Source organism: Marinobacter sp. Arc7-DN-1 (genome assembly GCF_003441595.1).
In the GTDB taxonomy this organism is placed as follows: Bacteria; Pseudomonadota; Gammaproteobacteria; order Pseudomonadales; family Oleiphilaceae; genus Marinobacter; species Marinobacter metalliresistant.
In genome coordinates, this window is record NZ_CP031848.1 from 1,015,431 (window position 1) to 1,027,353 (window position 11,923).

The window sequence follows — 11,923 nt, forward strand, 5'->3', positions numbered from 1 at the left end:
GCGTCCGTAACAGCTTTATATCAGGCCGCCTGACGTTTTCTGAGTACTGACACCAGCTCGGCCTCGGGACGGGATATTCCGCACGTGTTCATAAGATCGTCGATATCGGCACCGAGATCAACCAGTCTCGAGGCTTCGTCGCCCCCTCTGTCAGGGTAGCTGGAACCTCACCCGATGTTAGACTCTCTCAATAAAGTTGGGCGAGACAGAGGTTTTCATGAAATATTCACCAGAACGAGTGTTCATGATGGGTACTGGAAGCACAGGCAACTAAAAGCAGCTAAGGGTTGCTAAATGCAATATAATTTTGAATGGGATCCCAACAAAGCGCACGTCAATGCTCGTAAGCATGGTGTAACCTTTGAGGAAGCCACCAAGGTCTTCGATGATCCGATGGCCTTAACGGTTTTTGATGATGAGGAATCCAGCGAGACAGAGGACCGCTGGGTAACGCTTGGTCAAATCGTCGGGCAGCATTATTTGGTTGTGGTACACACTTTCCGCAACGCCAATGAAGATGCCGTGACCATCCGTCTGATCTCAGCGCGGCCAGCCACGAAACACGAGATTCGGCAGTACGAACAAGGGTGATCTCTATGCGTGAAGAGTATGATTTTTCAAAAGGCGAACGTGGTAAATTTTTTAATCCAAACGCGAAAAAGAATTTGCCTGTTTACCTGGAAGCTGAGGTGCTGGACTATTTTTCAGAGAAGGCCAAAGCCAAAGGCGTTGAATTAAACACTCTGGTCAATGACCTGCTGAAGAAAGACATTGCCTTGATTGAAGGGGTTAAGTAAAAGGGAATCCCAGAGCTTTTTCTGCTGGAGTCATATACCCACTAACACGTTCATGGCTTGTAACATTGCCGTTACCAACTTTAACCATCACGCTGGCATTATTCCGTTGCCGCCCCGTAAAGGAGGTTCAATCGTGCAGCAAGCTCATACCGCGAAACAAGAAGCATTGGATGCCATCGAGCGCATGCCTGACAACGCCGACACCGAAGAGATTATGTACCGACTCTATGTGCTGGAGAATATCCGGCGCGGCCAGCAGGATGCCGCCGAAGGCAAAACCCAACCGGCTGAAGAGGTGCTCAAGGAAATTCAAACATGGTGAAGTGGACGGCTCACGCCAAAGCCCAACTTCATCATATCTGCCAATACATCGCTGAAGATTCGCCGCTTTATGCCAAGCGCGTCAGTGAAGAGCTGGTTCAGAAAACCATTGGCCTGGATGAATTGCCCCGCAAGGGGCACAAGGTGCCGGAATTGAACGAAGGCGCCGTGCGAGAACTGGGCCTTTACTCCTACCGGATTCTTTACGAGATCAAATCTGATCATCTCATTGAAGTGCTGGCCGTGATTCATAAACGACGGCATGTAGAGCCGGAGGATATTCCGAGGGAGCAATAACGTACGAGCCCGCCAAAGCGGGCCTGGTTGTACCTGATCGGTTACTGCGAACATGAAGACCTGAAGATCCGCAATGCCCTGGCCGAAACGACATCCGTCCATTTGCCCTGGGACGCCGGGCATGGTTATTCGCAGACACCCCCCCAAGGGGGCAAACGCAAGCGCCATCTGCTCCGGCATATTACTGAGTCAAGTGGATTGATTTAACGGCGTACTCCCGGTAGACCATCAATACTCATGCATCTTCCGGTTGAAGTCGGGATCGCGCTTCTCCAGGTAATAGGTGATCTTGTGGGGCTTGAGCTGGTTCTCGTCGAGAATTCGCCAAACCGTACTCTTGCCGGCTCTGGCAAGACGCGCAAATCCCGACCGCTCCGCTTGTTCGGACACATAGCGCGCCAATGCCGAGATACTCCACAACTCGGCCGCCAGCCCAAGTTCCTTCGGTTTGGTGCAGGCTATGCTATACCCACTACACACTTGGCAGATTGCAAAGAAAACCACTGACCTTAACTCCCTGTCCCTAAACCGATACATTTAACTCCGTTTATGTTCACAGATCATACAGACCTGCCACAGACAAAACACAGGGGAATTAACCAGGAAGATAAAAGTGTCGCAGGAGCCAGACAGCCGCTGAACAACATGGCTGACTTCCCCGCCCTGAGGTGTAATAAACTCTCTCCAGCAGCGTCCGTAACAGCTTCGTATCATGCCGCCTGACGTTTTCTGAGTGCTGACACCAGCTCGGCCTCGGGACGGGATATTCCGCACGTGTTCATAAGATCGTCGATATCGGCACCGAGATCCACCAGTCTTGAGGCTTCATCGTAGGAGATTCGCAGCGGATCGTTCTGGCGCATCTCGTCCAGTGTGGTCCGCAGTTCATGCAGTTGGCGCTCGCAGGCCACAAGGCGCTGCCCCACCCCCATGCTGCCACTGGTGGTGGCATGCAATTCACGGCCGAGGGTGTCGCAACGCTCTTTCAGGGATGCCTTCAGGCTGCGCACCTGGCGCCCCAGAATCAGCCCCTGAACGAGCACCAGAGACAAGGCGGCAACAGTCAGCGCCCAGGGAAGATAGGAAGGAATTTCTGCAAACATGACGGATATCTCCCGTTAATTGCCACGGAAGGCATCCATCATCTGGCCTGTAACGGAGTGCTCCGGTTTACAGTGCCGCGATTTCCGCCCACTCGTGGTCTGACAGCATCTTGTCGAACTCGACCAGTATGATCAGTTCGCCATCCTTGTTGCACACGCCCTGGATAAACCTGGCACTTTCCTCGTTACCCACGTTCGGTGCAGTCTCAATTTCACTGGCTTTCAGGTAAACCACCTCGGCCACCGAATCCACCAGGATACCCATCACCTGATTGGCCGATTCCATCACCACAATCCGGGTTGCATCGGTCACCTCCGCATCCGAAAGACCGAAGCGCCGGCGGGTGTCGATTACCGTAACCACGTTACCCCGAAGGTTGATGATGCCGAGCACGTAATCCGGAGCACCCGGAACCGGCGCAATCTCGGTGTATCTCAGTACTTCCTGGATCTGCATGACGTTCAGACCGTAAGTCTCATCATCCAGCCGGAAAGTAACGTATTGCAGTACCTGATTACCCTGGGCCTGATTGGTTTGTCCGCTCGGGGATGCCATAGCGATGTGTCTCCTCTTGGGCTGCCCGGCGGGCAACCTGATCGTCAAAAAAATATCGTCAGTGCCCAATACTATAGTTAAGGGCACAAACCGTGCCAGCATGGCTCGGTTTCATTCAGTAACCATTGTTTGCGTCAGCTCAGATCCAGATGGTGCTCCCGCTCGGCCCGCACCAGCAGGTCTGCCATGGTGCGTACATCAATAAGCGCGCACATCTGGTTAATCACGGTTCCCGCCAGCCAGGGGCGCTTGCTGCGAGCTGTTCGCCAGCGCACTTCATCGGGTCTCAGGGTAAAGGACTGGGCCACGTCGTCGCAGGCCAGCCCCCACTGGCTGTTATCAAGCCGGATCACAAACCGGTAGTTGACGCGGGCATCCGCCGGCGCCCGGTCCGCCATAATCCATTCCGCGGTATCCACCACCCGGAGATTCTGGTCCCGGTCGGGCCGGATGCCCATATACCAGCGCGGGCTTCCGGGTATCGGCCGGATCTCTTCCTCAATTCGGTGGATGGCGCCGAGCAGAATCAGCGGCACCGCCAGTTGCAGCCCGGCGACGGTGAAAATAAGGCACTCAAAAGGCTGCCCGGACCACTCGGGGCGCGAGGGTGGCGCGGCCGGCCCTGGTTCAGGCGTGGCAACGACTTTTGGTTCCGGCACGGCAGTTTCCGGTGCCAGACGACCCACTGGCCGGACAGCCTCGGCGGGCTTTTCCCGCAAAGGTTTGGGCGGCTCTGGCCGAGCCGCCGGTTTTTCGGCGGTTTTCTCCGGAGCGACAACCTCCTCTCGCAACGCCGTATCGGTCGCGGTATGTAGCAACTCGTCAAGATAACTGGCGATTGCGGATTCAGGGCTCGCCAGCCTTGTCAATTTCTCGTCAGCCATGCCGACGCTCCTTCACGGACCCTACCCGGGCCATCAGGTCGTCAAGGAGATGGCTGTACGCCCGGACACCGTGCGTCTCGGCGTCCAGCGCAGAGGGAATCAAACCAGCCTGGCTGGCATCCCGGAATTTGGTATCCACGGGAATGGCAAACTGCCACAGGGATTCCCGGTAGGTTTTGCGTAGCAAATTGAGGCTTTTCACCGAAGCCTGGGTGCGCCGGTCGTAGAGCGTTGGCACGATGGTGTAAGCCAGCTCGTTCTTCTGGGAACGCATGATCATCTTGAGCGTGTGGAGCATTCGCTCAAGGCCCTTGATGGCAAGAAACTCGGTTTGCACCGGAATGATCAGGTGCTGGGCCGCAGCCAGGGCATTGACCATCAGCACCCCAAGGGACGGCGTGTTATCCAGAAGCACATAATCGAAATCATCCCAGAGCTGGGTCAGCGCCCGGGAGACAATCAGCCCCATGCCTTCCACGCCGATCATCCGGCGCTCCAGGGTGGCCAGTGCAGCGCTGGCCGGCAGCAGGGACAGCCCCCGGCAACTGGTCTCGGTAATCAGCTGGGCCGGCAGCCCCTCGGGGACTTTGCCCTGATGCTGGAACAGATCGAACACACTGTGGGCGATGGTGTCCGGATCGTATCCGAACCAGCTGGTAAGCGAGCCATGGGGGTCCAGATCGACAACAAGAACGCGCTTGCCCCGCTCAGCGAGCAAGCCGCCCAGCGCAACAACGGATGTGGTTTTGCCGACACCACCTTTCTGATTGGCTACTGCCCAGATTCGCACGCTTTGACTCTCCAGAGAACACATCGGTATGGCCGGATTCACAGGGGCCACAGTCCCGTTTATCGGCAGCCCCCCGGGCAACTTGAACGAATAGCAGGGGGATTTCCGGCAAGCTCTTGCCGTCGCCTTTTATGACCGGGAATGAATACAGGAACCGTGCCAACGGAACCATACGCATCTGCCGAGGAACGGTATTATCGCATGGCACCCCGGATACTGGCGTCGCGGGAAATCAGCAACACCACCCGCCGGTTTCTGCGCCGCCCCTCTTCCGTGTCATTCCGCGCAACCGGCTGATACTGGCCGTAACCGACCGCGGCAAGGCGCTCCGGTTCAATGCCTTCCATGGCCAGCATCCGGATAACGGCCGCCGCTCGGGCAGCGGACAGCTCCCAGTTGGAAGGGAAACGGGGCGTACTGATGGGCAAATTGTCGGTGAAACCCTCAACCTTCACAGCGTTATCACGGTTGTTCAGGACTGTGGCAATCTTCTCGACCACCTCGAAAGCATCGTAATGGGGTTCGGCATCACCACTTCCGAACAGCAGACTGTTGGGCAGGTTCAGCTCAAGCCAACGGTCACTGGTTTCCAGCGTCACCACACCCTGGCTGATAAGCTCGTCGAACTCCATGGTCAACTGGTCAGCCATGGCACGCAGGGCCTCGGTCCGGGCCTGGGCGTCCATTTCCGGGTTTCGGGGAGCTTCGGTGACCGCCGGGGGTATCACGTTTTCAGCGGGCGCGTTCAGAGACTGCGGAGGCTGGTCGCCGATCTCGATGGGCTGGAAGGACCGCTGGGGCGCGTTGAAAACCCCGGTCAGGGTTTCAGATAACACCTTGTACTTGCCTTCGTTCACGGACGAAACCGAGTACATCACCACGAAAAAGGCGAACAGCAGGGTGATGAAGTCGGCGTAGGAAATCAGCCAACGCTCTTTATTGTGCAGATCGTCCTTAGGTTGCCTACGGCGCCGCATAGTCTGGCCTGCGCATGCTCACTGCAGGAAGCCCCGCAGCCGCAATTCGATGGATTTCGGGTTTTCACCCTCGGCGATGGCAATAATGCCGTCAATCATCATATCCTCGTAGCGGGTCCGCTCCCGCACGATGCCGCGCATCTTGTTGGCCACCGGAAAAAACAGCAGATTCGCCAGGGCGACACCGTAAATGGTCGCAACAAAGGCCGTGGCAATACCGCTACCGAGTGACTGAGGATCTTCCAGGTTGGTCATCACCTGGATCAGACCCATGACCGCACCGATAATCCCGATGGTCGGGGAATAGCCGCCCATGGCCTCAAACACCTTGGCGGACTCGAGATCCCGCTGTTCACGGGATTCCAGATCCACCTCCATAACACCCCGGATGGTTTCCGTTTCCGCACCGTCCACCAGCAGCTGCAGCCCTTTCCTGGCAAACGGTTCCGGCTCTCTCTCAGCCAACCCCTCAAGGCCAAGAAGCCCCTGCTTGCGAGCCTTCACGCTCCAGTCAATGACTTTCCCCAAGCCATCTTCCATGTTGATGAACGGCGGAACAAAAACCCAGCGCACCTGAGTAAAGGCTCTTTTGAGCATGGGCCACGAGGTCTGGAGAATCGTCGCGGCGAATGTGCCACCAACAACAATCACCGCCGCGGGGCCATTAAAGAGCGAGCCCAGCGCCCCGCCTTCCAACAGGTTGCCGCCCAGTATGGCGGCAAATGCGAGAACAACCCCGAGAAGGCTGAGGATATCCATCAGCTGACACCTTCCACCAGCCGCGGCCCGATTTCGTCCAGTGACAGAACTTCATCGGTCAATCCTGCCCTGGCAACGGCCATGGGCATTCCGTAAATGACCGACGATTTTTCGTCCTGGGACCAGATATCCGACCCACTCTGCTTCATCATCCGGCAGCCCTCCTTGCCGTCAGACCCCATGCCGGTGAGGATCACGCCCAGGGTCTTGCCCGGGAAACTCCGGGCCAGTGAACCAAAGGTCACGTCTACGCAAGGCTTGTAATTGAGCCGCTCGTCACCTGGCAGGATCCGGACCCGGGCCTGCCCGCCCCGGTTCTCAATCATCATCTGTTTACCGCCGGGCGCCAGTAAGGCAAGCCCCGGGCGAAGGACATCGCCATCTTCTGCTTGCCGAACCTCTATGCGGCAGAGTTTGTTCAGCCGCTCGGCAAACGCCGGCGTAAAACTGGCCGGCATATGCTGGACCAGCACCAGTGGCGCCGGGAACGAAGCAGGCAAGGCGGTCAGTACCCGCTGCAGCGCCACCGGCCCGCCCGTTGACGTACCAATGCCGACCACCGCGTAATGTTTGGCGGGGCCCCGGCGGGCATGACGCCTCGGGACTTCAGCCTCGCCTGTGGCTCCCACACCCGGGGCCCGCTCCTGAATGCCGTGGCGCGGACGCAGGGTTGGTTCAGGCCTGGAGCGAACCGGTGCCGCATCAACGGGCGCCCGCGCCGCAGGAGATGGCACTTCGGGCCGGGACGGAGCAGCCGGACGGGCGCCAGGTCGGCTGCGGGCGACATCCAGAACCCGGTCGATCAGGATTTTCTGGAGTTGACTGTTATCCCTGGCAATTTCCTCGAAATTCTTCGGCAGAAAGTCAACAGCGCCGGCTTCCAGGGCATCCAGGGTCACCCGCGCACCTTCGTAGGTGAGCGAGGAAAACATAAGAACAGGCACCGGATGCTTGCGCATGATTTCGCGCACGGCAGAAATACCGTCCATAACCGGCATTTCGTAATCCATGGTTATCACATCCGGACGCAGCCTCTCGGCAAGCTCCACGCCTTCCCGGCCGTTGGTGGCAGCGCCGACGACCTTGATCTGGCCGGAGCTGGTCAGGATTTCCGTCAGCCGTTTTCGAAAAAACCCTGAATCGTCAACGACCAGGACAGAAACTGTCATCCACTTCTCCTACCCATTCCATTGTCACCTGCCGGTCACGACTTAACCGTAGTGTTGCAGCAGGCTGGGAACATCAATAATCAGCGCGATTCGACCATCACCGGTGATCGTGGCGCCGGCCATACCCGGAGTACCCTGGAGTGCACGACCCAGCGGTTTGATCACCACCTCTTCCTGCCCGACCAGCTGGTCGACCACAAAGCCTACCTGTTTGGTGCCCATGGCGACGATCACCACGTGGGCATTCTCCGGCGCTTCCCGGGATCCGTTGTCACGCACCAGCCAGCGTTTGATGTGGAACAGCGGGAACACTTTTTCCCGAACCACGATGCATTCCCGGCCGTCGACAACGTTGGTTTTGGTAAGATCCAGATGGAAAATCTCGACCACGTTCACCAGCGGCAAGGCAAAGGACTGGTCGCCGAGCATGATCATCAGGGTGGGCATGATCGCGAGCGTCAACGGAACCTTGATAACAATTCGCGACCCTTTACCCAACTCCGACTCAATGCTCAGTTGGCCATTGAGCTGGCCAATCTTGGTCTTGACCACATCCATGCCGACCCCACGGCCGGAGACATCCGAAATCTGATCCTTGGTCGAAAAGCCCGCGGCAAAGATCAGGTTGTAGCACTCGGTATTGGTCAGGCGATCAGCTGCATCCTGGTCGTAAATCCCCTTTTCCACCGCCTTGCGACGCAACACTTCGGGATCCATACCGGCCCCATCATCCTCGATGAACAGCAGGATGTGATCGCCTTCCTGTTCTGCCGACAGCGTGACCGTGCCCTGGCGCGGCTTGCCGGCCTTTTCCCGGACATCCGGCGCCTCAATACCGTGATCGACGGAGTTGCGGACCAGGTGCACCAGTGGGTCGGAAAGTGCCTCCACCAGGTTCTTGTCGAGGTCGGTTTCCTCGCCATGCATCACCAGATTCACCTCTTTCTTGAGGCTTCTGGCAAGATCCCGGACCACCCGCGGGAAACGCCCGAACACTTTCTTGATCGGCTGCATGCGGGTCTGCATCACGGCAGACTGAAGATCGGTCGTTACCACATCCAGGTTCGAGACCGCCTTGTGCATGTGTTCGTCTTCGCTTGCCGCACCGAGGCGCTGTAAACGGTTCCGAACCAGCACCAGCTCGCCCACCATGTTCATGATGTCATCCAGGCGTTTGGTGTCGACGCGCACGGTGGTTTCTGCGGCCGGGGCATGCTCCCTGGATGGCATGGCCGGTGCCGCACCGCCTTTGGTGCCCGGTCTGTCAGCGGATTTCGGTTCTTCCTTCGGTTTTTCCGCCTTGGGTGGCTCGGCTTTCGGCTTCTCCGGTTTTTGCGGCGAAGCCGGCTGGCCGCCGACGGTCGGGCTTCCGCCCTTGCCGTGGAGATCGTCCAGCAGCTTCTCGAATTCATCGTCTGTGATCAGGTCATCGCTGCCGCCGGTTTCAGTCTTCGGGGACGGTTTTTCGTCTTCCTTGCCGGGAGTCTCATCCCTGGCAGGCGCACCGGCAAACTGACCTTTGCCATGCAACTGGTCCAGAAGCGCCTCAAACTCATCATCGCTGATCTCGTCATCACCGGAACTCTCGTTCTTGCCGGCTCCAGCGTCGGGGCTGGACGGCGATGGGGGGGCGCCGGATGGCTCGTCATGCAATGCATCCAGCAACTTCTCGAATTCGTCGTCGGTGATGTCGCCCCCGTCTTCCGTCGGGTCGTCTTCCGTCGTTTGTTCCTGCTGTGGGGTGGTGGCCGGGGCAACACTTTCGACCTCCGGCCGTGCCAGAGCGTCGAGCGCTGCAATCAATTCGTCGGGGGCGGGCGTCAGTTCTTCGTGGTTCCGGACCTGCTCAAACATCGCGTTGACGTTATCGAGGGCTTCCAGAACCACATCCATCAGCTCTGAATCCACCTTGCGCTTGTGATTGCGCAGGATATCGAACACGTTCTCGGCGGAATGGCAGCAATTGACCAAAGCATCAAGCTGCAGGAAGCCTGCCCCACCCTTGACAGTGTGGAAACCACGGAAGATGGCGTTGAGCAGATCACTGTCATCAGGATGTTGCTCAAGGTCTACCAACTGCTCTGACAGCTTTTCGAGTATTTCGCCGGCCTCTACCAGAAAGTCCTGCAAAATCTCGTCATCAGCATCAAACGCCATGCGTTACCCTCTCTATTCAGAAACCGAGACTGGACAACAGGTCATCCACATCGTCCTGTCCCGAGACTACATCTTCACGCTCATCGGCCTTGATCTGGGGCCCGACGCCCTTTTCCGCAGATTCTTCCTGGTCATCAATCTGGTGCACGGTGCCCGTCAGCTGATCAACATGACTGGCCATCACCACCAGACTGAGCATCTGTTCCTCAACCTCTTTCACCAGCGTGGTGACTTTCTGGATGACCTGCCCGGTGAGATCCTGGAAATCCTGGGCCAGCAGTATTTCCGAGAGATTGTTGTACATGGTGTCCGCGTCCGTGGCCATGCCAGCGAAGAACTTGTCGATCCGGCCATACAACTGGCGAAATTCTGCCGGCTGCATCTCCCTGCGGCGCAAACGTTGCCACTCGTCCCGCAAGGCTGCCGCCTCGTCTCTCAGTGCGTTGGCTACCGGCATGGTTGCCTCGACCAGATCCATGGTCCGGTTGGCCGCTTCACCGGTCATATGCACCACGTATTCGAGACGGTCAGAGGCATCTGTCATTTTTGACAGCGCTTCCTGTTGTTCAGCGTTACGGGGATCTATCTGAAAGTTCCGGATCGCTTCGTGCAGGCTTCGGGTCAGTCGCCCGACCTCGCGGTACAGACTCTGATCCCTGACTTCGCTGAGTTCATTGATCAGGGTCATGGCTTTGGCATATTCGCCGGCATTGACGCTTTCAGCTAGTTCGGTTGCCTGACGCTGGAGCTTTTCCGTCACCTCTGGTTCGAGGCCCCGATGGTTCTTTTTGCTATCGCTCATGAGAGCCATCCGACCTCTGGTTACTGGATTCTTTCAAAGATTTTCTCAATCTTTTCCTTGAGCACCGCAGCAGTGAACGGCTTGACAACATAGCCATTCACACCCGCCTGGGCAGCGGCAACGATCTGGTCCCGCTTGGCCTCCGCGGTCACCATCAGCACCGGCAGGGTTTTCAGGTTCTCGTCAGCCCTGACGGCCTTGAGCAGATCGAAACCGGACATGCCCGGCATATTCCAGTCGGTTACCAGAAAATCATATTTTCCGCTTTTGAGCATCGGCAGCGCCGTGTTGCCGTCATCGGCTTCATCGGTATTGGTGAAGCCAAGATCGCGCAGCAGGTTCTTGATGATCCGTCGCATTGTGGAAAAGTCATCCACAATGAGAATTTTCATGTTCTTGTCCAATGGGACCTCCAGTTAGTAACACCCGGAATTCGTTTGACCTTTCGGCTCGAAGTCTAGCAGGCCGCTGTTTTAACCGCTTATTGTCTGATCTTTGCTTCGGTTGTAAAGCATCGGTTACCAAAAACTACAGACTGCTCCGCTGCAGACACACAAAGGCGGTGATCAGTTGCCCGTATCCTGGCGCCAGTCCGATAACCGTCCGCGAAGGCGCAAGGCCGCCTGGCTGTGAATCTGGCTGACCCGGCTTTCACTGACGCCGAGCACCGCGCCGATTTCCTTGAGGTTCAGCTCGTCCTGGTAATACAGGCTCAGCACCAGTTTTTCCCGCTCCGGCAGTTCCTCTATAGCCTCAGCAAGACTGCGGCGGAACGCGTCGGACGAGAGTCCTTCGAGCGGATTATCCCGTGGCTCTGTCTGTTCTATCGGCAGCTCGCCGGATTCATTGAGCTCATCGAGACTAAAAAGTCGGCCGCTGTTGGAGTCGGAGAGGTAGGAATGGTACTCGGCCAGCCCCATGCCCAGTTCTTCAGCCACTTCCAGATCCTGGGCTTCCCGGCCGAGACGATCTTCAACGGCCTTGATGGCCTGGGAAATGCGGCGGGTATTACGGTGCACAGAACGGGGAACCCAGTCGCCCTTGCGGATCTCATCCACCATGGCACCGCGAATCCGGATGCCTGCGTAGGTCTCGAAGGTTGCGCCCCTGGTGGCGCTGTAGCGTTGAGCCGCCTCGAGCAGGCCGATCATTCCGGCCTGCATCAGGTCGTCAAGCTGCACAGAGGCTGGTAGCCGGGCCATCAGATGAAGGGCAATTTTCTTTACCAGAGGCGCGTGCTCCTCAACGAGCTGGGAAGGCTTCTGCGCGCCTGACTGGTTATAGATTCCGAGGTTTTTCGCCAATGTCATG

General features: G+C 57.5%; 15 protein-coding genes and 4 pseudogenes. 5 read left to right on the top strand and 14 right to left on the bottom strand.

The window, feature by feature from the left end:
• Positions 1 to 20 precede the first annotated feature (20 nt).
• Positions 21 to 140: pseudogene (locus tag D0851_RS04690) on the bottom strand (DUF2802 domain-containing protein); the annotation flags it as partial.
• Between the two features lie 154 nt (positions 141 to 294).
• Here D0851_RS04690 and D0851_RS04695 point away from each other — a divergent pair.
• Entirely contained in the window at positions 295 to 591 is a 297-nt protein-coding gene (locus tag D0851_RS04695; RefSeq protein ID WP_117617584.1) for a BrnT family toxin, read from the top strand.
• A 5-nt stretch (positions 592 to 596) separates the two neighbouring features.
• Positions 597 to 797: a hypothetical protein gene (locus D0851_RS04700; RefSeq protein WP_117617585.1), complete on the top strand. Its 201-nt coding sequence runs from the start codon at positions 597 to 599 to the stop codon at positions 795 to 797.
• Here D0851_RS04700 and D0851_RS21010 read toward each other — a convergent pair.
• Positions 790 to 900: pseudogene (locus tag D0851_RS21010) on the bottom strand (hypothetical protein); the annotation flags it as partial. The gene D0851_RS04700 and the pseudogene D0851_RS21010 overlap by 8 nt on opposite strands.
• 30 nt (positions 901 to 930) lie before the next feature.
• Between D0851_RS21010 and D0851_RS04705 the strand changes: the two are divergent.
• The 3 genes and pseudogenes from D0851_RS04705 to D0851_RS20465 form a co-directional block, all read left to right on the top strand.
• A complete protein-coding gene (locus D0851_RS04705) occupies positions 931 to 1,119 on the top strand; it encodes a hypothetical protein (protein WP_117617586.1) in 189 nt (62 codons plus the stop codon).
• Positions 1,113 to 1,415: a type II toxin-antitoxin system RelE/ParE family toxin gene (locus D0851_RS04710; RefSeq protein ID WP_117617587.1), complete on the top strand. Its 303-nt coding sequence runs from the start codon at positions 1,113 to 1,115 to the stop codon at positions 1,413 to 1,415. Before D0851_RS04705 ends, D0851_RS04710 begins: the two co-directional genes overlap by 7 nt.
• A 24-nt stretch (positions 1,416 to 1,439) precedes the next feature.
• Positions 1,440 to 1,581: pseudogene (locus tag D0851_RS20465) on the top strand (IS66 family transposase); the annotation flags it as partial.
• A gap of 27 nt (positions 1,582 to 1,608) precedes the next feature.
• Here D0851_RS20465 and D0851_RS20470 read toward each other — a convergent pair.
• From D0851_RS20470 to D0851_RS04770, 12 genes and pseudogenes are all read right to left on the bottom strand, one after another.
• Positions 1,609 to 1,877, bottom strand: a pseudogene (locus D0851_RS20470) (IS630 family transposase); the annotation flags it as partial.
• Positions 1,878 to 2,125: 248 nt separating this feature from the next.
• A complete protein-coding gene (locus D0851_RS04720; RefSeq protein ID WP_117617588.1) occupies positions 2,126 to 2,518 on the bottom strand; it encodes a DUF2802 domain-containing protein in 393 nt (130 codons plus the stop codon).
• Between the two features lie 67 nt (positions 2,519 to 2,585).
• The gene (locus D0851_RS04725) at positions 2,586 to 3,074 is read right to left on the bottom strand and encodes a chemotaxis protein CheW (RefSeq protein ID WP_117617589.1); all 489 of its coding nucleotides are present in this window, start codon (positions 3,072 to 3,074) and stop codon (positions 2,586 to 2,588) included.
• Positions 3,075 to 3,208: 134 nt separating this feature from the next.
• Positions 3,209 to 3,958, bottom strand: coding sequence for a chemotaxis protein CheW (locus D0851_RS04730; RefSeq protein WP_117617590.1), 750 nt, complete (start codon positions 3,956 to 3,958; stop codon positions 3,209 to 3,211).
• The gene (locus D0851_RS04735) at positions 3,951 to 4,748 is read right to left on the bottom strand and encodes a ParA family protein (protein ID WP_205422269.1); all 798 of its coding nucleotides are present in this window, start codon (positions 4,746 to 4,748) and stop codon (positions 3,951 to 3,953) included. Before D0851_RS04735 ends, D0851_RS04730 begins: the two co-directional genes overlap by 8 nt.
• A gap of 194 nt (positions 4,749 to 4,942) precedes the next feature.
• Positions 4,943 to 5,725, bottom strand: a complete 783-nt coding sequence (gene motD, locus D0851_RS04740) for a flagellar motor protein MotD (RefSeq protein ID WP_117617592.1) — start codon at positions 5,723 to 5,725, stop codon at positions 4,943 to 4,945.
• Between the two features lie 18 nt (positions 5,726 to 5,743).
• Positions 5,744 to 6,484 (bottom strand): flagellar motor protein, encoded by a 741-nt coding sequence (locus D0851_RS04745; protein ID WP_117617593.1) that lies wholly within the window; start codon positions 6,482 to 6,484, stop codon positions 5,744 to 5,746.
• Complete coding sequence (locus tag D0851_RS04750) at positions 6,484 to 7,653, bottom strand: protein-glutamate methylesterase/protein-glutamine glutaminase (RefSeq protein ID WP_117617594.1); 1,170 nt, start codon at positions 7,651 to 7,653, stop codon at positions 6,484 to 6,486. The genes D0851_RS04745 and D0851_RS04750 overlap by 1 nt, the downstream gene beginning before the upstream one ends.
• Before the next feature lie 42 nt (positions 7,654 to 7,695).
• Positions 7,696 to 9,810 carry a chemotaxis protein CheA gene (locus D0851_RS04755; protein WP_117617595.1) on the bottom strand — a complete coding sequence of 705 codons (2,115 nt, stop codon included), beginning with the start codon at positions 9,808 to 9,810 and terminating at the stop codon, positions 7,696 to 7,698.
• Positions 9,811 to 9,826: 16 nt separating this feature from the next.
• Positions 9,827 to 10,612, bottom strand: coding sequence for a protein phosphatase CheZ (locus tag D0851_RS04760; RefSeq protein ID WP_117620283.1), 786 nt, complete (start codon positions 10,610 to 10,612; stop codon positions 9,827 to 9,829).
• A gap of 20 nt (positions 10,613 to 10,632) precedes the next feature.
• Entirely contained in the window at positions 10,633 to 11,016 is a 384-nt protein-coding gene (gene cheY / locus D0851_RS04765; protein ID WP_008173086.1) for a chemotaxis response regulator CheY, read from the bottom strand.
• A gap of 162 nt (positions 11,017 to 11,178) precedes the next feature.
• Positions 11,179 to 11,922 carry an RNA polymerase sigma factor FliA gene (locus tag D0851_RS04770; protein ID WP_117617596.1) on the bottom strand — a complete coding sequence of 248 codons (744 nt, stop codon included), beginning with the start codon at positions 11,920 to 11,922 and terminating at the stop codon, positions 11,179 to 11,181.
• Position 11,923 lies beyond the last annotated feature (1 nt).